Raw genomic sequence first — 19,480 nt, forward strand, 5'->3', positions numbered from 1 at the left:
CGCATGCAGGCCGCCGTCCGTCCCGCCGCCGACCCTGCCGCCCGCCGCGGCGCGCTGCTGCGGGCGCTGGGGCTGACGCCGTATCGCCTGCGCGCCGCCGCGCCGGCGATGCAGGCGGCCGCCGAACCCGCCGCCGCTGCATCCGCCACGGTGCCTGCCGCCACGCGCCTCGCCGTGGTGCTGCCCGCGGCCGTGCTCGAGACGCCGCGCCAGCGCGCGCTGGTCGACGCGGCGCTGGCCTGGCTCGGCGCCGGCGCCGACGACATCGCCTGGCTGCCGGTGCGCAACGGCGCGTCGATCGCGCCGCCGCCGCAACTGCCCGCCTACCTCGTGTTCGGCGAGGCGCAGGCGCTGGGCCGCGAACTGCCGGCGGCCGCGCAGGCGCGGGCGACGATCGCGCTGGCCGACACGCCGGCCGAGCTGCTCGCGCAGCCGGCGCGCAAGCGCGAGCTGTGGCGCGCGCTGAAGACGCTGCGGCGCGCGTTGCGCGGGGACGGCTGACGTGGCCGCGGTCGTCGCGTCGGGTATGCCCGAACTGCGCGCGATGCGCCGCGACGATCTCGCGCAGGTGGCGGCGATCGAGGCCGCCGCCTACGAATTCCCCTGGACGCCCGGCATCTTCCGCGACTGCCTCAACGCCGGCTACAGCTGCTGGGTGCTGGCCGACGGCACGCGCGTGATCGGCTACGGCATCCTCTCGGTGGCCGCCGGCGAGGCGCACGTGCTGAACGTGTGCGTGACGCCGGCCGAGCAGGGCAGGGGCCACGGTCGCCGCCTGCTGCAGCGGCTGATCGACCTCGCGCGCTGGCACGGCGCCGAGCGCGTGTTCCTCGAGGTGCGCCCGTCCAACGCGCACGCCATCGCCATGTACGAGCGCGCCGGCTTCAACGAGATCGGCCGCCGTCCCAACTACTACCCCGCCGCCCGCGGCCGCGAGGACGCGATCGTGATGGCGATGGAGCTGCTGCCGCCGGACGCGTGACGACTACAGTGCCGCCAGCCGCGCCGCCTGCTCGCGCAGACCGGCCAGGGCGGCGGTGAAGTCGGCGAGGCGCCGCTGCTCCTGCTCGACCACCGCGGCGGGCGCGTTCTGCACGAAGTTGGCGTTGCCGAGCTTGCCGTTGCATTTGGCGATCTCGGCCTCGACGCGCCTGATCTCCTTGTCCAGGCGCGCGCGCTCGGCGCCGACGTCGATCAGCCCGGCCAGCGGGATCAGCACGCGCAGCTCGCCGACGATCGCCACCGCGCTGGCCGGCTCGGCCTCGCGGTCGTCCAGCCAGCGCTGCGTCTCGATGCGGCCGAGGAAGCCGATCTGCGGCGCGAACTTGGCCGCGCGCAGGTGGTCGTCGGCGCTGCCGCCGGCGAACAGCAGCGGGATGGCGCGGCCGGGCGTGATGTTCATCTCGCCGCGGATGCGGCGGATGCCGGTCAGCACCGCCTTCAGCCACTGGATCTCGGCCTCGGCGGAGGCGTCGGCGGCGATCGCGCCGGCCTCGGGATAGGGCTGCAGCATCACCGTGTCGCCGGCGATGCCGAGCTTCGGCGCGACTTCCTGCCAGATTTCCTCGGTGACGAACGGGATCAGCGGGTGCAGCGCGCGCAGCAGCGTCTCCAGCGCGTACAGCAGGGTGTGGCGCGTCGAATCGGCGGCGGCGCGGTCGGTGCCGTTCAGGGCCGGCTTGGCCAGCTCCAGGAACCAGTCGCAGAACTCGTTCCAGGTGAACTCGTACAGCGCCTGCGCGACCAGATCGAAGCGGTAGGCGACGAACTGCGCGTGCACCTCGGTGAGCGTGCGCGCCAGCCGCGCCAGGATCCAGCGCTCGGCTTCGGTGACGGCGGCCGGGACGACGCCCCCTTGCGCCCTGCGGCCGCCTTCCCCCGCGGGCGGGGGAAGGGCGAAGTCCGCGCAGTTCATCAGCACGAAGCGCGCGGCGTTCCACAGCTTGTTGCAGAAGTTCCGGTAGCCGCCGCAGCGGTCGAGGTCGAACTTGATGTCGCGGCCGTGCGTGGCCAGCGAAGCGAAGGTGAAGCGCAGCGCGTCGGCGCCGAAGGCCGGGATGCCGTCGGGGAATTCCCTGCGCGTGGCCGCCTCGATCTTCTTCGCCATCTGCGGCTGCATCAGGCCGGAGGTGCGCTTGGCCACCAGCGACTCGAGGTCGATGCCGTCGATCAGGTCGATCGGGTCGAGGATGTTGCCCTTCGACTTCGACATCTTCTGGCCGTCCTTGTCGCGGACGAGACCGGTGATGTAGACGTCGCGGAACGGCACGCGGCCGGTGAAGTGGTCCGTCATCATGATCATGCGGGCCACCCAGAAGAAGATGATGTCGAAGCCGGTGACCAGCACCGAACTCGGCAGGTAGCGCTCGAAGCCGTACTTCGCCATCGCGGCAGGTTCGGGCCAGCCCAGCGTCGAGTGCGACCACAGCGCCGAGCTGAACCAGGTTTCCAGCACGTCCTCCTCGCGTCGCAGGGTGGGCCGCTGGCCGCCGTGGCGCGCCGCCGCCTGCGCCAGCGCCTCTTCCTCGCTGCGGGCGACGTAGACGTTGCCGGCTTCGTCGTACCACGCCGGGATGCGATGGCCCCACCAGAGCTGCCGGCTGATGCACCAGTCCTGGATGTTGGCCAGCCAGTGCCGGTAGGTGCTGACCCAGTTCTCCGGCACGAAGCGCACGCTGCCGTTCTCGACCAGCTCGAGGCCGCGCTCGGCGAGGCCGTCCATCTTCACGAACCACTGCCAGGTGAGGTACGGCTCGATCACCTGTCCGGTGCGGTCGCCGCGCGGCACCATCAGCTTGTGCTTCTTCTCCTCGACCAGCAGGCCGGCGGCGGCGAGGTCGGCGAGGATCGCCTTGCGCGCCTCGTAGCGGTCGAGGCCGCGGTACTTGGCCGGCGCGGCGTCGTTGATCCTCGCGTCGTCGGTGAAGATGTTCAGCAGCGGCAGCGGGTGGCGCTGGCCCACCGCGTAGTCGTTGAAGTCGTGCGCCGGCGTGACCTTGACCACGCCGGTGCCGAAGTCGCGGTCGACATAGTCGTCGGCGATGATCGGGATCTCCCGATCGGCGAGCGGCAGGCGCACGCGCTTGCCGACCAGGTGCGCGTAGCGTTCGTCCTGCGGATGCACCATCACGGCGACGTCGCCCAGCATGGTCTCCGGGCGCGTGGTGGCGACCACCAGCTGCCCCGAGCCGTCGGCCAGCGGGTAGGCGATCGACCACAGCTTGCCGTCCTCCTCCTCGTTGACCACCTCGAGGTCGGAGATCGCGGTCTTCAGCACCGGATCCCAGTTGACCAGGCGCTGGCCGCGGTAGATCAGCCCTTCCTCGTACAGCCGCACGAAGGTCTCGACCACGGCGCGCGACAGGCCTTCGTCCATGGTGAAACGCTCGCGGCTCCAGTCGCCGGACACGCCGAGGCGGCGCATCTGCCGGCCGATGGTGTCGCCGGACTGCGCCTTCCACTGCCAGATGCGCTCGACGAACTGCTCGCGGGTGAAGTCGTTGCGGGACTTGCCTTCGGCGGCGAGCTGGCGCGTCACCACCATCTCGGTGGCGATGCCGGCGTGGTCGGTGCCGAGCTGCCACAGCGTGTCGTAGCCGCGCATGCGGTGATAGCGGATCAGCGTGTCCATGATGGTGTGCTGGAACGCGTGACCCATGTGCAGCGTGCCGGTGACGTTCGGCGGCGGCAGCATGATGCAGTAGGGCTGGCCCGTGCCGGACGGCTTGAAGTAGCCGTGCTGTTCCCAGCGGGCGTACCACTTCGACTCGATCGGGGCGGGCTCGAAACTCTTGTCCATGCGTGCGTGGCTGGCAGGCGCCGCGGCGGCGGCGCGCGCGAAAAGAGCGGGGAAGGGCCGATTGTACGGGGGCGCGCCGGGATGCCCAAGCGGCGGCGGGACCCGGCGCGGCGTCTATCCGCGCGTGCCGCGGATGCGCCGCCCGGCCTCGTGCACGGCGTCGACCAGCGTGCGCACGTGCTCGGGCTCGACGCCGGGGGTGATGCCGTGGCCGAGGTTGAACACGTGGCCGGGATGCGCGCCGAAGTCGGCGATCGCCGCCTCGACCTCGGCGCGGATCGCCTCCGGCCGCGCCAGCAGGAGCGCCGGGTCGACGTTGCCCTGCAGCGCCACCCGCGCGCCGACGCGTGCGCGCGCCTCGCCCAGCGTGATCGTCCAGTCGAGACCGAGCGCCGCGCAGCCGGTGTCGGCCAGCGCCTCCAGATGGCCGTTGGCGCCCTTGGCGAACAGGATCAGCGGCACCGTGCGCGCCGCCGGGTCGGCGCGCAGCGCGGCGGCGACCTCTGCGTGGTAGCGCAGCGAGAACTCGCGGAACTGCGCCGGCCCCAGCAGGCCGCCCCAGGTGTCGAACACCATCAGCGCCTGCGCGCCGGCGGCGGCCTGCGCGGCGAGGTAGCGCGCCACCGCCTGCGCCACCGTGTCGAGCAGGCGGTGCATCAGCGCCGGCTCGTTCCAGGCCAGCGCCTTGGCGCGCGCGAAGTCGCGCGAGCCTTCGCCCTCGATCATGTAGCAGGCCAGCGTCCACGGGCTGCCGGCGAAGCCGATCAGCGGCACGCGGCCGTCCAGTTCGCGGCGGATCAGGCGCACCGCGTCCATCACGTAGCGCAGCTCGGTCTCCGGATCGGGCACGTGCAGCCGCGCGATGTCGTCGGCGCCGCCGACCGGGCGCTCGAACTTCGGCCCCTCGCCGTCGGCGAAGTAGAGGCCGAGGCCCATCGCGTCGGGCACGGTGAGGATGTCGGAGAACAGGATCGCCGCATCCAGCTCGAAGCGTGCCAGCGGCTGCAACGTCACTTCGCAGGCCAGCTCCGGCGTCTTCGCCAGGGCCAGGAAGCTGCCGGCGCGGGCGCGCGTGGCGCGGTATTCCGGCAGGTAGCGGCCGGCCTGGCGCATCAGCCAGACCGGCGTGGTGTCGGTCGGCTCGCGGCGCAGCGCGCGCAGGAAGCGGTCGTTGCGCAGGGTGTCACTGGCCATGCGGCGGCTCCAGACCCTGCGCGAACATCACCTTGTAGCCGCGCTTCAGCTGCGCGTCGCGGGCGTGCTCGAAGGCATTCAGCGCGGCGTCGCGCTCCAGATAGACCTCGCGCTTCAACGAGGCGCGCCCGCCCTGCTGGCCCCACTCGCGGTACAGCGTCCAGCCGCCGAGCAGGTCCTGCTCGAGCACGAGCTGGTAGTACCGCGGCGCCTCGTCGGCGACGGGCTTGGTCTGCATGTAGATGCGCATCGGCGAATTGTAGCGGGAGCGGGGAGTGGGGAGCAGGGAGCAGGGCGGAGAGAAGGGAACGGAGGGCAGGGGGTGGAGAGCGGGGCGGACAACGACATCGGTCGGTTCGGTCGGACCGTCCTCGGGGGTGGAAGGCGTGTGCGCGATGCCGGCGCCGGGGCCACTCGGCATGCGCCACGCTCTTCCCCGCTCCCTATGCCCTGCGCCCCGCTCCCTGCTCTTCAAGCACGGCGCGCACCGCGCCCGCATCGACGCCGGCGGCGATCTCCGCGCGGCCGATGCCGCGCCAGAGGATCAGACGCAGGCGGCCGGCCTCGTTCTTCTTGTCCAGCGCCATGCGCGCCAGCAGCGCGTCGGCGCCGGCGCCGGGCGGCGCATCGACCGGCAGGCCGAGCCGCGTCAGCAGCGCGCGCAGACGTTCGGCGTCGGCCGTGCCGGCCAAGCCGAGGCGCGCCGACAGCCGCGCCGCCAGCAGCATGCCGATCGCCACCGCCTCGCCGTGCAGCAGCGTGCCGTAGCCGAGCTCCGCTTCCAGCGCATGGCCGAAGGTGTGGCCGAAGTTGAGCAGCGCGCGCTCGCCCTGCTCGGTCTCGTCGCGCGCGACCACGCCGGCCTTGCGCGCGCAGGCGTGGGCGATCGCCTCGATCAACGCGTCCGACGCGCGGCCGGCGAGCGCATCGGCGTGCGCCTCCAGCCAGGCGAAGAAGGCGGCGTCGCCCAGCGCGCCGATCTTCGCCACCTCGGCCAGACCGGCGCGGTACTCGCGCGCGGGCAGGGTGGCCAGGGTGTCGGTGTCGGCCACCACCGCGCGCGGCTGGTGGAAGGCGCCGACGAGATTCTTGCCCGCCGGCAGGTTGACCGCGGTCTTGCCGCCGACCGAGGAGTCCACCATCGCCAGCAGCGTGGTCGGCATCTGCACGAAGTCGATGCCGCGCATCCAGCACGCCGCGGCGAAGCCGGCGAGGTCGCCGATCACGCCGCCGCCCAGCGCCAGCACGCAGGCGTCGCGGGTGGCGCCGAGCGCGGCCAGCGCATCGAACACGCGCGCGCAACTGTCCAGCGTCTTGAACGACTCGCCGTCCGGCAGCACCAGCGCGTCGTGCGCCAGCCCGGCGAGGCCGGCGCGCACGCGCTCGAGGTAGAGCGGCGCCACCGTCGCGTTCGTCACCACCAGCGCGTGGCGGCCGCGCATGCGCGCGCGCCAGCGCGCCGCGTCGCCCAGCAGGCCGGGGCCGATCCAGATCGGATAGCGGCGCGCGCCCAGCGCCACCTCGAGTTCGCGCACGCTCACGCGGCCTCCGTCGGCGCGAGACGCTGCCAGTGCGCGTCGAGCAGCGCGACCGCGCGCGCGCATGCGAGCGGCACCGTCTCGCGCCGGCCGGGCACGACCAGGTCGGCGACGGCGCGGTACAGCGGGTCGCGCGCGCGGTTCAGCGCATCGAGGCGTTCGCGGCGGTCGGCGTGGGCCAGCAGCGGCCGCAGGCGGTCGCGCGCCAGCCGTTCGAGCTGGTCCTCGAGACGCGCTTCCAGGTAGACCACGAAGCCGCGCGCGGCGAGCAGGCAGCGGTTGGTTTCGGCGAGCACGGCGCCGCCGCCGGTGGCCAGCACCACGCCGCTGCGGGCGCTAAACTCCTCGAGCAGCGCCGCCTCGCGCCGGCGGAAGCCCGCCTCCTGCTCGAGCTCGAAGATCAGCGGGATGGCGGCGCCGGTGCGCGCCTCGATCTCGTGGTCGAGATCGACGAACGCCATGCCGTAGTGCGTCGCCAGCGCGCGGCCGATCGAGCTCTTGCCCGCGCCCATCGGGCCGATCAGGAACAGGTTGGACGAAGGATTCATATGACGATGCTAGCAGTGCGCGGCGTTGTCGCGTCGGCGCGGGACGGAGATGGCGCATGCAACGCGTGCTGATCGCCGGCTGCGGCGACGTCGGCACGCGCCTGGCGGCGCGGCTGCTCGCCCGCGGCGCGGCGGTGTGGGGCCTGCGCCGCAGCGCGCGGCCGCTGCCGCCGGGCGCGCTGGCGCTGCGCGCGGACCTGAGCGATCCGGCCACGCTGCGCGAGCTGCCGCGGGGCATCACCCACCTGGTCTACGCGGCGGCGCCGGCGGCGCGCGACGAGGCCGCCTACCGCCGCGCCTTCCTCGACGGCCCGCGCCATCTGCTCGCCGCGCTGGACACCGCGGCGCTCGTGCGCATCGTGTTCGTCTCCTCCAGCGCGGTCTACGGCGAGCACGGCGGCGGCTGGGTGGACGAGGCGACGCCGCCGGATCCGCCCAGCTTCAACGGCCGCGTGCTGCTGGAAGCGGAGGCCGCGCTGGCGGCGCAGCGCTGGCCGGCGACCGCATTGCGCCTGGCCGGCCTGTACGGCCCCGGCCGCACGCGCCTGATCGAGCAGATCCGCGCCGGCCGCGCGCGCGCGCCGCGCGATCCGCCGTTCTGGTCGAACCGCATCCACGTCGACGACGCCGCCGCGGCGCTGGATCTGCTGCTCAAGTTGCCGGCGCCGGCGCCGATCTACGTCGGCGTGGACGACACGCCGCTGCCGCTGCACGAACTGTATGCGGCGCTGGCGGTGCACCTCGGCGCACCGCCGCCGGCGGAAGGACCGCCGCCGTCCGGCATCGGCAGCAAGCGTCTCTCCAACGCCCGGCTGCGCGCGGCCGGCTTCGCGCCGCGCTGGCCGGATGCGCGATCCGGCTATGCCGCGGTGATCGATGCCGCCGCGGCGTCGACGGCATCGCGCTGACCGTGCGACATATTTTGTTACACTCGCCGTGCAGGGGCGGTCGGACGGCCTGCGGCGGCCGCGGAGGCGGGAGACGATGACGATCGCCGGGGTGATCGAGATCAGCGCGCCCCCACCCAGGGGCATCGAGGATACCGTGCGGCACGGACGGGCGCGGTGTCGAAAACGGTCGGGAACCTCAAGGGCGTCCGGGTCGACGACATCGAGATCGAAGCCGGCGACCATGGCGCGATCCGCGAGTGGCGGGCCGGCAGGCGCGTCGGCCTCGCGGCCGATCGAACCGCCCGTCGCGGCGACGGAAGCCGGTCTACGCAAAGGGGAATGAGAGCGCGATGAACATGCGCGGTTGGGTGGTCGGGTTTCTCGAGGACGACCCGGACCAGGCGGGTCTGATCGAACTGTGGTTGCAGCACGCGGGCTACCGCACCAGCCTGTTCTCCAGCGCCGCCGAGTTCCGGCGCCGTCTCGGCAGCGAGGCGGTCGACCTGCTGTTGCTGGACTGGATGCTGCCCGACGCCAGCGGCGTGGAAGTGCTGGAGTGGATCCGCCACTCCGCCAACAGCGACCTGCCGGTGGTGTTCCTCACCGCGCGCGCGGCCGAATCCGACATCGTGCGCGGCCTCGAGGCCGGCGCCGACGACTATGTGGTCAAGCCGCCCAAGCAGGCGGAACTGCTGGCGCGCGTCGCGGCGGTGCTGCGCCGGCACGTCGGCGAGCCGGAGACGCCGACGACGCTCGAGCTGGCACCGTACACGTTCGACCTGCCACGCCGCCGCGTCGCCATCGACGGCCGCGAGGTCGAGTTGACCCAGCGCGAATTCGACCTGGCCAGCTACCTGTTCCGCCGCCACGGCCGCATCGTCAGCCGCGATGCGCTGCTGGAGAACGTGTGGAATCTCGGCCCCAGCATCACCACGCGCACGGTCGACACCCACGTCAGCCGCCTGCGCAAGAAGCTGGAGCTGAACGGCGAGCACGGCTGGCGGCTGACCGCCGTCTACCAGCACGGTTACCGTCTGGAGCAGGCCTGAGCGTGGCGACGCCGGTCGCCCGCCACATGGTCACCACCGGCACCGAGCTGGCCGGCCATCGCGTCGTGCGCCAGCTCGGCGTGGTGCGCGGCATCACCGTGCGCTCGCGCAGCGTGATCGGCAACATCGGCGCCGCGCTGCAGACCCTGGTCGGCGGCAACATCAGCCTGTACACCGAGCTGTGCGAGCGCGCGCGCGAGGACGCCTTCGAGCTGATGCTCGAGCACGCCGCGGTGCTGGGCGCCAACGCGGTGATCGCGATGCGCTACGACGCCAACGAGGTGATGCAGGGCGTCACCGAGGTGCTGGCCTACGGCACGGCGGTGGTGGTCGAGCCGGCTTGATGCCAGGGATGCTGCGATCCATTCCGCGCGGGCGGCATGATGTGCCGAAGGCTCGCAACACGCGCCGCGCGGCGTCCAGTTCGATGCGCACGTCCGCCCGCGGCGGCAGGGTCGCCAGCGCGTGCCGGCCGAGGCGCTCGTAGTGGGCGATGAAGCGGTCGAGCGCCGCCGCGTCCATCGCGCGCGGCGCGCCGCGCCGGCGCAGCGCGCGCTCCTGTTCGCCGCGCCAGCGGCGCACCACCGCGAACGACGGCGCCGCCAGCAGCACCAGCGCATGCAGACGCCGCCACAGCGGCTGGTAGGCGCGCAGCGCGCGGTCGACGGCGCGGCGCCAGCGGCCGTCCGCATCCTCGCGGCGCTCCAGCGCGTTGACCGGAACGGAAAGCGCTTGCGCGCGCTGCGGCCGCAGGCCGAGGCACCAACCCTCCAGCACGATCAGGTCGGGCGCGCGCGCGACGCGCGGCCAGTGCGACGGCGGCTTGCGCGTGTCGCGGCCCTTGTCGAAGCGCGGCAGGCGCGCCGGGCGGCGCGGCGAGGCGCGGGCGAGCGCCTCGAGCGTGCGCGTCAGCAGGGCGAGGTCGTGCGTGCCCGGCACGCCGCGCGTGGCGAACAGCGGGTGCACGCGGCGCGCCAGCGCGGCGCGCGCGCGGCGTCCGTGATAGACGTCGTCCAGCGACAGCGCGACCGCGGAGAGGCCCCGGCGCCGCGCCTCGCGCAGCAGCGCCCGCGCCAACGTGCTCTTGCCGCTGCCCTGCAGGCCGGAGATGCCCAGCACGAACGGCCGCCGCGCCCGCGCGATGCGCGCGGCGTAGTACCGCAGCAGCGGCGCCGCGAGCGCCGCCGGGCCCGTGCTAGCATCTCCGCCGATCATGCGTCCCCCGCCGGTCGCGGCGAGCATACCGGCGCGGACGCCGCCACCGCATCCGCGAGGCCGCATGCTGAGCCCCGAAATCCTCGATACCTTCCGCACCCTGCTGACCGAGGCCAGCGCCGCCGGCGATCCCGAGCCGACCGCGATGACCCTGGCCACCGCCGACGACGATGGCCGCGTCTCCGCGCGCATCGTGCTGCTGAAGGGCGTCGACGCCGACGGCTTCCGCTTCTTCACCAACTACACCAGCGCCAAGGGCGCGCAGATCGCCCGCCATCCGCAGGCGGCGCTGTGCTTCCACTGGAAGACGCTGCGCGAGGGCGTGCAGGTGCGCGTCGAGGGCGCGGTCGAGCCGCTGCCGGCGGCCGACTCCGACGCCTATTTCGCCACGCGCCCGCGGCTCAGCCAGATCGGCGCCTGGGCCTCGCTGCAGTCGCAGACCCTGCCCGACCGCGCCATTTTCGAGCAGCGCGTCGCGCACTACGAGCGCGAGTTCGCCGGCCGCGACGTGCCGCGGCCGCCGCACTGGGGCGGCTATCGCGTGGTGCCGGATCGCGTCGAGTTCTGGTACGGCGCGCAGTTCCGCATGCACGAGCGCGTGCTGTGGGAATACGTCGACGGCCGCTGGCAGCGCCGCGAGCTGTATCCATGAGCCACGCCCAGCCCGCCACCCACGTCGCGCAGTCCAGCTTCGGCGTGCACACGCGCGGGCGCGGCTTCACCGAGATCACCGAGCGCGTGCGCGAGGCGCTGCTGCAGAGCGGCGTGCACACCGGGCTGGCGCACGTGTTCGTGCACCACACCAGTTGCTCGCTGATCCTCTGCGAGAACGCCGATGCGACCGTGCGCGGCGACCTCGAGCGCTGGTTCGCGCGCCTGGTGGTCGACGGCGACGCGCTGTTTGAGCACGACGCCGAGGGTCCGGACGACATGTCGGCGCACGTGCGCTCGGTGCTGACCGGCGTCTCGCTGTCGCTGCCGGTGCATGCCGGCAAGCTGCTGCTCGGCACCTGGCAGGGCGTGTTCCTGTGGGAGCACCGCACCGAGCCGCACCAGCGCAAGGTCACGGTCACCGTGGTCGGGCACTGAGCGATGGGCGATCCCTACCCGCAGCGCATCGTCTGCCTGACGGAGGAGCCCACCGAAGTGCTGTACGCGCTCGGCGAGCAGCGGCGCGTCGTCGGCATCTCCGGCTTCACCGTGCGGCCGCCGCAGGCGCGGCGCGAGAAGCCCAAGGTCAGCGCGTTCACCAGCGCCAGGATCGACGAGATCCTGAAGCTGCAGCCGGACCTCGTGATCGGCTTCTCCGACATCCAGGCCGACATCGCGCAGGCGCTGATCCGCGCCGGCGTCGAGGTGTGGATCAGCAACCACCGCAGCGTCGACGGCATCCTCGGCTACATCCGCCGCCTCGGCGCGATGGTCGGCGCGGCGGAACGCGCCGAGGCCTACGCGCGCCGGGCGGAAGCGCACCTCGATGCGGTGCGCGCGGCGGCGGCGCGGTTGCCGCGGCGGCCGCGCGTGTACTTCGAGGAATGGGACGCGCCGATGATCTCCGGCATCCGCTGGGTCGCCGAGCTGATCCGCATCGCCGGCGGCGACGACGTGTTTCCCGAGCTGGCCGAACGCCCGCTGGCGCGCGACCGCATCCTCGCCGATGCGGACGAGGTGGCGCGCCGCCGGCCGGACCTGATCCTCGCCTCCTGGTGCGGCAAGAAATTCCGCCCCGAACAGATGGCCGCGCGTCCCGGCTGGCAGGCGATCCCGGCGGTGCGCGACGGCGAACTGCACGAGATCAAGTCGCCGATCATCCTGCAGCCCGGCCCGGCCGCGCTGTTCGACGGGCTGGACGCGCTGCATCGGATCATCGCCACCTGGGCGACGCGCAGCGATGGGCGAAGCTGAGCGCGACGGCGCTCAGTCGGTGACGTAGTTCTGGCTGAAGCTGAGCGTGTGCGTGGCGCCGCCGGCCGGCGTCACCTTCAGCTCGAAGCGCATGGTGTCGGCGCCGCTGACCGGGAATTCGCCGAGGTAGTAGATCGCGTCGCCGTCGCGGACTTCGCGGAAGCGCACCGTCGTGCGCTGGTTGGCCAGGTTGGTGGCGCTGCCGCTGACCTCGGCGGCGACCGCGACGGCGGTGGCGTCGGCGGCGCCGCGCTTGACCGCGACGTTCAGCAGGCCGCGGTGGCTCGAGCGCACGAAGCCGTAGGTCTTCGCCACTTCCGGCGGCAACTGGTCGGTGGCGAGCGCGCTGTAGTAGACGATGTAGTCGCCGAAGCGCTCGGCCTGCGCGGCGGCGGCGCCGCGCGGCACCAGCAGGAGCAGCAGCGCCAGCGCGGCGCCGATCAACGTGATGCGCAGGGCGTGTTTCATGACCCGGGCCTCCCGTGGCGACCTGTCCGAATCATACACCCGCGACCGGCGGGCTCCCCGAACGTGGAACGGGCCGGAGACGCGGGGCTTACAGCGCCAGCCGGCGGCCGAAGTCGAACAGCGGCTCGACCAGCAGCACGCGCGCCAGCACGATCGCCAGCATCGCCACCGCCGGCGAGAAATCCAGGCCGCCCAGCGCCGGCAGCCGGCGCCGCAGCGGACGCAGCAGCGGCTCCACCAGCCGGCCGACCAGCGGGATCAGCGGATGGCCGGCGTCGACGGAGAGGAAGCTCATCAGCGCCCAGGCGAACACCAGCGCGAGGTAGAGCACCAGCAGGAAATCGATCAGCTCGGCCAGCGCCATCACCACCAGGCCGAGCAATCCCGGCAGCACGCCCGCGGCCAGCGCGAACAACAGCACCAGCTTCAGCACCTCGACCAGCCAGGCGACCAGCAGCGCGGCGAGGTTGATGCGGCGGAACGTCGGCACCACGCGGCGCAGCGGCGTCAGCACCGGGTTGGTGGTGCGGTAGAGGAACTGGCAGATCGGGTTGTAGAAGTCCGCGCGCACCGCCTCGGCGAGCATGCGCAGCACGAACAGTCCGATGATCGCGCCGAACACGAACTGGATCAGGATCTGTGCGGCGTTGGCGAAGTAGCCCATGTCGAGTCCCGCGGGTTGGCAAGCGAATGATGTCAGTCGCCGAGCTGCGCCGACAGCTCGGCGCCGCGGCGGGTGGCGGCGGCGACGGCGTCGGCGACCAGCGCCGCGAAGCCGCCGGCGGCGAAGGTGTCCAGCGCCGCCTGGGTGGTGCCGCCGGGCGAGGTGACGCGCCGGCGCAGCGCGGCGGGCGGCTCGCCGCCCTCGGCCAGCATGCGGCCGGCGCCGAGGCAGGTCTGCACGGCGAGACGGCGCGCGGTCTCGCGCGGCATGCCCTGCTTCGCGGCGGCGTCTTCCAGCGCCTCGACCAGCAGGAAGAAGTAGGCCGGACCGGAGCCGGACAGCGCGGTGACGGTGTCCATCTGCGCCTCGTCGTCGATCCACACCGCCAGGCCGGCGGCGCCGAGCACGTGCTCGGCCTGGGCGCGCTGCGGCGGGCCGACGCGCAGGTTGGCGACCATGCCGGTGGCGCCGGCGCCGATCAGCGCCGGCGTGTTCGGCATGCCGCGCACGATCGGCAGGCGGCCGCCCAGCCAGCGCTCGAGCTGGGCGAGGCGGATGCCCGCGGCGACCGAGATCACCAGCGGGCGGGCGGCCTGCACGGCCGGCGCCAGCCCTTCGCAGACCCGGCGCATCACCTGCGGCTTCACCGCCAGCACCAGCACGTCGGCGCCGCGCGCGGCCTCGGCGTTGTCGGCATAGGCGGCGACGCCGAACTCGCGCGCCAACGCCTCGCGCGCATCGGCGAGCGGTTCGGCCACGGCGATCGCCGCCCCGGCGGTGCCGGTGCGCACCAGGCCGCCGATCAGGCTGCGCGCCATGTTGCCGCCGCCGATGAACGTGATGCGATTCATTGCACGTTTTCCCTTGCGTGGATGGCCTAGCTTAGCCGCGCGGCCCGAACAGGGCGCTGCCGACGCGCACCATGGTGGCGCCCTCGGCGATGGCCAGCTCGAAGTCGTCGGACATGCCCATCGACAAGGTATCGACGTCGGCGTGGTCGCGGGCGAGCGCGTCGAACAGCGCGCGCATGCGCGCGAATGCGGCGCGCCGCCGTGCCGGTTCGGCCGGCTGCGGGATCGCCATCAGCCCGCGCAGGCGCAGGCCGGGCGCGGCGGCGGCAGCGGCGGCGAGACGCGGCACGTCGGCGGGCGCGCAGCCGGACTTGCTGGCCTCGGCGTCGATGTTGACCTGCACCAGCACGTTCAGCGGCGGCAGGTCGGGCGGGCGGTGGCGCGACAGCGGTTCGATCAGTTTTTCGCGGTCGAGGCTCTGCAGCCAGGCGAAATGCGCGGCGACTTCGCGGCACTTGTTGGATTGGAGGGGACCGATGCAATGCCATTCCAGCGCGAGATCGGCCAGCTCGCGCTGCTTGGCCAGGGCTTCCTGGACATAGTTCTCGCCGAACGCGCGCTGGCCGGCCGCGGCGAGCGCGCGCACGGCGGCGGCCGGCTGGGTCTTGGACACCGCGACCAGCGCGACCGGATGCCCCGCCCGTGCCGCCGCCTCGTCGATGCGCGCACGTACCGCGGCCAGCGCCGCCGCCGGCGCGCTCATGCGTCCTCCGCGCCGCGCGCCGCGGGCGTTGGGCTGTGGTTATACTGCCCGCGGCGAGGGGCGCGCGTTTCTTGTTCGAACCTGGGGGTGCCGTACATGGATATCGCCGAGCTGCTGGCGTTCTCCGTCAAGAATAAGGCTTCGGACCTGCATCTGTCCGCAGGCCTGCCGCCGATGATCCGCGTCGACGGCGACGTGCGCCGCATCAACATCCCGTCGCTCGACCACAAGCAGGTGCACTCGCTGGTGTACGACATCATGTCGGACAAGCAGCGGCGCGACTACGAAGAATTCCTCGAGGTCGACTTCTCGTTCGAGATCCCCGGCCTGGCGCGCTTCCGCGTCAACGCGTTCAACCAGAACCGCGGCGCCGGCGCCGTGTTCCGCACCATTCCCTCCGAGGTGCTGACGCTGGAGGACCTCGGCGCGCCGAAGATCTTCAAGGAGCTGATCGCGCAGCCCCAGGGCTTGATCCTGGTCACCGGCCCGACCGGTTCCGGCAAGTCGACCACGCTGGCGGCGATGATCGACCACATCAACAAGAACGAGTACGGGCACATCCTCACCATCGAGGACCCGATCGAGTTCGTGCACACCGCGCAGAAGTGCTTGATCAACCAGCGCGAGGTGCACCGCGACACGCACGGCTTCAACGAGGCGCTGCGCTCGGCGCTGCGCGAGGACCCCGACTACATCCTGGTCGGCGAGATGCGCGACATCGAGACCATCCGCCTGGCCCTGACCGCCGCCGAGACCGGCCACCTGGTGTTCGCCACCCTGCACACCTCGTCGGCCGCCAAGACCATCGACCGCATCATCGACGTGTTCCCCGCCGGCGAGAAGCCGATGGTGCGCTCGATGCTGTCGGAGTCGCTGCGCGCGGTGATCTCGCAGTCGCTGCTGAAGAAGGTCGGCGGCGGCCGCATCGCCGCGCACGAGATCATGGTCGGCATCCCGGCCATCCGCAACCTGATCCGCGAGGACAAGGTCGCGCAGATGTATTCCTCGATCCAGACCGGCCAGCAATACGGCATGCAGACCCTGGACCAGTGCCTGCAGGACCTCGTCAAGCGCGGCCTGGTGACGCGACAGCAGGCGATGGAGTACGCCAAGAACAAGGAAATCTTCAAGTGAGGGCGGGACTCGGGACTGGGGACCCGGGACTCGAAAGGCGGCGCGAAAGGCCGCCGATGCAATTCAGCGCAGGGATTGGACGTACGGCTTCGGAACACGCTTGGCGAGAATCGCTTTGCCGAGTCCCGAGTCCCGAGTCCCGAGTCCCGGGAGCGACACCATGAGCGACATCGATTTCACCTCCTTCCTCAAACTGATGGTGCACAAGAAGGCGTCCGACCTGTTCATCACGGCCGGCGTCGCGCCCAGCATGAAGGTCAACGGCCGCATCGTGCCGATCACGCAAAACGCGCTGACGGCGCAGCAGTCGCGCGACATGGTGCTGAACGTGATGACGCCGGCGCAGCGCGAGGAGTTCGAGAAGACCCACGAGTGCCAGTTCGCCATCAGCGTCACCGGCGTCGGCCGTTTCCGCGTCTCGTGCTTCTACCAGCGCAACTGCGTCGGCATGGTGCTGCGCCGCATCGAGACCAAGATCCCGACGATCGAGGAGCTGAACCTGCCGCCGATCATCAAGCAGCTGGCGATGACCAAACGCGGCATCATCATCTTCGTCGGCGCCACCGGCACCGGCAAATCGACCTCGCTGGCGGCGATGGTCGGCTACCGCAACCAGAACTCGACCGGCCACATCATCACCATCGAGGACCCGATCGAGTACGTGCACAAGCACGAGGGCTGCATCATCACCCAGCGCGAGGTCGGCATCGATACCGACAGCTGGGAAAACGCGCTGAAGAACACCCTGCGCCAGGCGCCCGACGTGATCCTGATCGGCGAGGTGCGCACCCGCGAGACGATGGAGCACGCCATCAACTTCTCGGAAACGGGCCACCTGTGCCTGTGCACGCTGCACGCCAACAACGCCAACCAGGCGATCGACCGCATCATCCACTTCTTCCCCGAGGACCGGCGGCCGCAGCTGTTCATGGACCTGTCGCTGAACCTGAAGGGCATCGTCGCGCAGCAGCTGATCCCGACGCCGGACGGCAAGGCGCGCCGCGTGGCGATGGAAGTGATGCTGGGCACGCCGCTGGTCGCCGACTACATCCGCAAGGGCGAGATCCACAAGCTCAAGGACGTGATGAAGGAGTCGACCAACCTCGGCATGAAGACCTTCGACCAGAGCCTGTTCGAGCTGTACCAGGCCGGCGAGATCTCCTACGAGGACGCGCTGCGCCACGCCGACTCGGCCAACGAGGTGCGCCTGCGCATCAAGCTGGCGCAGGGCGGCGACGCGCACACGCTCAGCCAGGGGCTGGACGGCGTCGACCTGGTCGAATCCAACGATCCCGGCCGGCGTTTCTGAACCGCCGCGCGTCCGCCGCATGAACGACGAAGGCCGCCCGCGGGCGGCCTTCGCGTCTGCGGACGCCGCCGCGCGGCGAGGGCATGGGCCCGAGCCACCCGCAACTCGCGCAGCTTCGGCCTCGGCGGCGCCAGCGCGAATTCGACCCTGCCGCCCCGTCGGCGGCGGCCATGCCCGGCACCGGCTGGCGCGGGTTGCGCAGCGCGGCGGCGGCGTGCCGACCTCAGCGACCCAGCAGTTCGGCCAGCACCGCCATGCGCACGAACACGCCGTTGGCGACCTGGTCGAGGATGCGCGACTGCGGCCCGTCGGCCACTTCGTCGGCGATCTCGATGCCGCGGTTGATCGGGCCGGGGTGCATCACCAGACAGCCCGGCCGCGCCAGCGCCAGGCGGCGCGCGTCCAGGCCGTAGCGCAGGAAGTAGGCGCCGTCGTCGGGCAGCGCGTCGGCGATGCGCTCCTTCTGGATGCGCAGCATGATCGCCACGTCGGCGCCGGCCAGCGCCGCGTCGAAGTCGTCGAAGATGCGGCAGCGCGGGAATTCCGCCGGCTGCGGCTGCAGCGCCGGCGGCGCGCACAGGCGGATCTCGCCGACGCCCAGCGTGGCGAGCGCGTGCACGTCGGAGCGCGCCACGCGCGAATGGCGGATGTCGCCGCAGATCGTCACCGTGAGGCGGTCGAGGTCGGGGCGGTGCTGGCGGATGGTCAGCGCGTCCAGCAGGCCCTGGGTGGGATGCGCGCGGCGGCCGTCGCCGGCGTTGACCACGGCGACCGCGCTGCGCGCATGCCGCGCCAGCAGGTCCGGCGTGCCGTCCTCCCGGTGCCGCACCACCAGCGCGTCGAGGCGCATCGCCTCCAGCGTGTGCAGGGTGTCGAGCAGCGATTCGCCCTTGTGGGTCGAGGACAGCGCGACGTCGAAGTTGACCACGTCGGCGCCGAGGCGCTTCGCCGCCAGTTCGAACGAGGTGCGTGTGCGCGTCGAGTGTTCGAAGAACAGGTTCAGCACGGTGCGGCCGGCGAGCAGGTCGCGCGGCGCGCCGTCGCGGCGGATCGCCTCGGCGCGGTCGAGCAGGCGCGTCAGCGTGGCGCGGTCGAGGCCTTCGAGGGTGGTGAGGTGGCGCAGACGTTCGGTGGTCATGGGTGGGAGGCGAGCCAGCTTTCCAGGATGACGGCGGCGGCCAGCGCGTCGATCGCCTGCGCGTCGCGGCGGCGTTTCAGGCCGGCGGCGCGCTGCGCGGCGAAGCGCTGCGCCGCCTCCTGCGAGGTGTGGCGTTCGTCGACGAGGTGCACGGGCAGGCGGTAGCGCCTCTCCAGCCGGCGCGCGAACGCGCGTGCGCCGCGGCTGGCGGGCTGCTCGCCGCCGTCCAGCGTCAGCGGCAGGCCGACCACCAGTGCGTCGGGTTTCCATTCCGCCAGCAGCGCGTCGAGGCGCGCCCAATCGGGCTCGCCGCGCGGCGCGGCCAGCGCCGCGAGCTCGCGCGCGCCGCCGGTGAGCCGATGGCCCACCGCGATGCCGATCATCCGCGTGCCGTAGTCGAATCCGAGCACGCAGCTCATGCGTGCCCGGCGTAGCCGGTGAGCTGCGAGAGGTCGATGCCGACCAGCGCCGCGGCGGCGCTCCAGCGCTGCTCCAGCGGCGTCTCGAACAGGATCTGTTCGTTGGCCTCGACGGTCAGCCAGCTGTTCTCGCGCATTTCCTGTTCGAGCTGGCCCGGGCTCCAGCCGGCATAGCCGAGCGCCACCAGCGCGCGGCGCGGGCCGCGGCCTTCCGCCATCGCCGCCAGGATGTCGCGCGAGGTGGTGACCGCCAGCCGCTCGTTGATGCGGAAACTCGAGTCCCAGTTGCCGCCCGCCTCGTGCAGCACGAAGCCGCGTTCCGGCTGCACCGGCCCGCCGAACAGCACCGGCGCCTCGTTGATGTGGCTGTCCTCGCACGGCAGTTTCATCTGCGCCAGCACGTCGCCCAGGCAATAGTCGGACACGCGGTTGACCAGCAGCCCCATCGCCCCCTCCTCGCCGTGCTGGCAGAGGAAGGTGACGCTGCGCGCGAACTGCGAGTCGCCCAGCGACGGCATGGCGATCAGGAAATGGCCGGACAGGAAGGTGGCTTCGCGCATGGCGTTATTGTACGCGGAGCAGGGAGCGGGGTTGAGGGAGCGGGGAAAGTGCGGGCGGCGCGGGAAGGGGGCGTGCGAAAGGGATCATCGAAGCGA

The 19,480-nt window shown here is 72.3% G+C and carries 23 protein-coding genes; 10 read left to right on the forward strand and 13 right to left on the reverse strand.

Annotated features, from left to right (window positions below; genetic code table 11):
• Positions 1 to 3: 3 nt before the first annotated feature.
• Both MBSD_RS02195 and rimI read left to right on the forward strand, forming a co-directional pair.
• On the forward strand, positions 4 to 501 hold the full coding sequence (locus MBSD_RS02195; protein ID WP_062534645.1) for a hypothetical protein: 498 nt from the start codon (positions 4 to 6) through the stop codon (positions 499 to 501).
• Positions 502 to 526: 25 nt separating this feature from the next.
• Complete coding sequence (rimI, locus tag MBSD_RS02200) at positions 527 to 982, forward strand: ribosomal protein S18-alanine N-acetyltransferase (RefSeq protein WP_062534648.1); 456 nt, start codon at positions 527 to 529, stop codon at positions 980 to 982.
• Positions 983 to 985: 3 nt separating this feature from the next.
• Here rimI and MBSD_RS02205 read toward each other — a convergent pair whose 3' ends face one another.
• The 5 genes from MBSD_RS02205 to MBSD_RS02225 all read right to left on the reverse strand — a co-directional run bounded on the left by MBSD_RS02205 (position 986) and on the right by MBSD_RS02225 (position 7,079).
• Positions 986 to 3,799 (reverse strand): valine--tRNA ligase, encoded by a 2,814-nt coding sequence (locus MBSD_RS02205; RefSeq protein WP_062534650.1) that lies wholly within the window; start codon positions 3,797 to 3,799, stop codon positions 986 to 988.
• 114 nt (positions 3,800 to 3,913) lie between these two features.
• Positions 3,914 to 4,993: a uroporphyrinogen decarboxylase gene (gene hemE, locus MBSD_RS02210; RefSeq protein WP_062534652.1), complete on the reverse strand. Its 1,080-nt coding sequence runs from the start codon at positions 4,991 to 4,993 to the stop codon at positions 3,914 to 3,916.
• The gene (locus MBSD_RS02215) at positions 4,983 to 5,243 is read right to left on the reverse strand and encodes a WGR domain-containing protein (RefSeq protein ID WP_062534654.1); all 261 of its coding nucleotides are present in this window, start codon (positions 5,241 to 5,243) and stop codon (positions 4,983 to 4,985) included. The genes hemE and MBSD_RS02215 overlap by 11 nt, the downstream gene beginning before the upstream one ends.
• A gap of 193 nt (positions 5,244 to 5,436) precedes the next feature.
• A complete protein-coding gene (gene aroB, locus MBSD_RS02220; RefSeq protein WP_062534655.1) occupies positions 5,437 to 6,534 on the reverse strand; it encodes a 3-dehydroquinate synthase in 1,098 nt (365 codons plus the stop codon).
• The gene (locus tag MBSD_RS02225) at positions 6,531 to 7,079 is read right to left on the reverse strand and encodes a shikimate kinase (RefSeq protein WP_062534657.1); all 549 of its coding nucleotides are present in this window, start codon (positions 7,077 to 7,079) and stop codon (positions 6,531 to 6,533) included. Before MBSD_RS02225 ends, aroB begins: the two co-directional genes overlap by 4 nt.
• 56 nt (positions 7,080 to 7,135) lie before the next feature.
• Here MBSD_RS02225 and MBSD_RS02230 point away from each other — a divergent pair, with 56 nt between their 5' ends.
• The 3 genes from MBSD_RS02230 (at position 7,136) to MBSD_RS02240 (ending at position 9,362) form a co-directional block, all read left to right on the forward strand.
• Positions 7,136 to 7,987, forward strand: a complete 852-nt coding sequence (locus tag MBSD_RS02230) for an NAD-dependent epimerase/dehydratase family protein (RefSeq protein ID WP_062534659.1) — start codon at positions 7,136 to 7,138, stop codon at positions 7,985 to 7,987.
• A gap of 332 nt (positions 7,988 to 8,319) precedes the next feature.
• Positions 8,320 to 9,018, forward strand: coding sequence for a response regulator transcription factor (locus MBSD_RS02235; RefSeq protein WP_201797442.1), 699 nt, complete (start codon positions 8,320 to 8,322; stop codon positions 9,016 to 9,018).
• Positions 9,019 to 9,044: 26 nt separating this feature from the next.
• Positions 9,045 to 9,362, forward strand: coding sequence for a YbjQ family protein (locus MBSD_RS02240; protein WP_114693183.1), 318 nt, complete (start codon positions 9,045 to 9,047; stop codon positions 9,360 to 9,362).
• Here the strand turns inward: MBSD_RS02240 and MBSD_RS02245 are convergent.
• A complete protein-coding gene (locus MBSD_RS02245; protein ID WP_237071725.1) occupies positions 9,313 to 10,233 on the reverse strand; it encodes a kinase in 921 nt (306 codons plus the stop codon). The genes MBSD_RS02240 and MBSD_RS02245 overlap by 50 nt on opposite strands.
• Before the next feature lie 64 nt (positions 10,234 to 10,297).
• Here MBSD_RS02245 and pdxH point away from each other — a divergent pair, with 64 nt between their 5' ends.
• Genes pdxH through MBSD_RS02260 form a run of 3 tightly spaced genes read left to right on the forward strand, consistent with a single transcriptional unit; the run spans position 10,298 to position 12,138 of the window.
• Positions 10,298 to 10,885: a pyridoxamine 5'-phosphate oxidase gene (gene pdxH / locus MBSD_RS02250; protein ID WP_062534663.1), complete on the forward strand. Its 588-nt coding sequence runs from the start codon at positions 10,298 to 10,300 to the stop codon at positions 10,883 to 10,885.
• The gene (locus MBSD_RS02255; RefSeq protein ID WP_062534665.1) at positions 10,882 to 11,322 is read left to right on the forward strand and encodes a secondary thiamine-phosphate synthase enzyme YjbQ; all 441 of its coding nucleotides are present in this window, start codon (positions 10,882 to 10,884) and stop codon (positions 11,320 to 11,322) included. Before pdxH ends, MBSD_RS02255 begins: the two co-directional genes overlap by 4 nt.
• 3 nt (positions 11,323 to 11,325) lie before the next feature.
• Positions 11,326 to 12,138 (forward strand): ABC transporter substrate-binding protein, encoded by an 813-nt coding sequence (locus MBSD_RS02260; protein ID WP_062534667.1) that lies wholly within the window; start codon positions 11,326 to 11,328, stop codon positions 12,136 to 12,138.
• Between the two features lie 12 nt (positions 12,139 to 12,150).
• Here the strand turns inward: MBSD_RS02260 and MBSD_RS02265 are convergent, their stop codons facing one another.
• From MBSD_RS02265 to MBSD_RS02280, 4 genes are all read right to left on the reverse strand, one after another.
• The gene (locus MBSD_RS02265; protein ID WP_062534668.1) at positions 12,151 to 12,606 is read right to left on the reverse strand and encodes a DUF4426 domain-containing protein; all 456 of its coding nucleotides are present in this window, start codon (positions 12,604 to 12,606) and stop codon (positions 12,151 to 12,153) included.
• 88 nt (positions 12,607 to 12,694) lie between these two features.
• Entirely contained in the window at positions 12,695 to 13,270 is a 576-nt protein-coding gene (locus MBSD_RS02270) for a YggT family protein (protein WP_062534671.1), read from the reverse strand.
• 32 nt (positions 13,271 to 13,302) lie between these two features.
• Entirely contained in the window at positions 13,303 to 14,121 is an 819-nt protein-coding gene (gene proC / locus MBSD_RS02275; protein ID WP_062534673.1) for a pyrroline-5-carboxylate reductase, read from the reverse strand.
• A 31-nt stretch (positions 14,122 to 14,152) separates the two neighbouring features.
• Positions 14,153 to 14,824 carry a YggS family pyridoxal phosphate-dependent enzyme gene (locus MBSD_RS02280; protein ID WP_062534674.1) on the reverse strand — a complete coding sequence of 224 codons (672 nt, stop codon included), beginning with the start codon at positions 14,822 to 14,824 and terminating at the stop codon, positions 14,153 to 14,155.
• A gap of 96 nt (positions 14,825 to 14,920) precedes the next feature.
• On the opposite strand from MBSD_RS02280, the gene MBSD_RS02285 reads away from it, so the two are divergent.
• Both MBSD_RS02285 and MBSD_RS02290 read left to right on the forward strand, forming a co-directional pair.
• A complete protein-coding gene (locus MBSD_RS02285; protein WP_062534676.1) occupies positions 14,921 to 15,958 on the forward strand; it encodes a type IV pilus twitching motility protein PilT in 1,038 nt (345 codons plus the stop codon).
• A gap of 160 nt (positions 15,959 to 16,118) precedes the next feature.
• On the forward strand, positions 16,119 to 17,267 hold the full coding sequence (locus MBSD_RS02290) for a PilT/PilU family type 4a pilus ATPase (protein WP_062534678.1): 1,149 nt from the start codon (positions 16,119 to 16,121) through the stop codon (positions 17,265 to 17,267).
• Positions 17,268 to 17,490: 223 nt separating this feature from the next.
• On the opposite strand, the gene MBSD_RS02295 is transcribed toward MBSD_RS02290, so the two are convergent.
• Genes MBSD_RS02295 through MBSD_RS02305 form a run of 3 tightly spaced genes read right to left on the reverse strand, consistent with a single transcriptional unit; the run spans position 17,491 to position 19,384 of the window.
• Positions 17,491 to 18,405 (reverse strand): aspartate carbamoyltransferase catalytic subunit, encoded by a 915-nt coding sequence (locus MBSD_RS02295; protein ID WP_062534680.1) that lies wholly within the window; start codon positions 18,403 to 18,405, stop codon positions 17,491 to 17,493.
• Positions 18,402 to 18,824 (reverse strand): Holliday junction resolvase RuvX, encoded by a 423-nt coding sequence (gene ruvX, locus MBSD_RS02300; protein ID WP_062534682.1) that lies wholly within the window; start codon positions 18,822 to 18,824, stop codon positions 18,402 to 18,404. Before ruvX ends, MBSD_RS02295 begins: the two co-directional genes overlap by 4 nt.
• Positions 18,821 to 19,384 carry a YqgE/AlgH family protein gene (locus MBSD_RS02305; protein WP_062534684.1) on the reverse strand — a complete coding sequence of 188 codons (564 nt, stop codon included), beginning with the start codon at positions 19,382 to 19,384 and terminating at the stop codon, positions 18,821 to 18,823. Before MBSD_RS02305 ends, ruvX begins: the two co-directional genes overlap by 4 nt.
• Between the last annotated feature and the right edge of the window lie 96 nt (positions 19,385 to 19,480).

Origin of the sequence: Mizugakiibacter sediminis (assembly GCF_000953855.2) — a bacterium.
Lineage (GTDB): Bacteria > Pseudomonadota > Gammaproteobacteria > Xanthomonadales > Rhodanobacteraceae > Mizugakiibacter > Mizugakiibacter sediminis.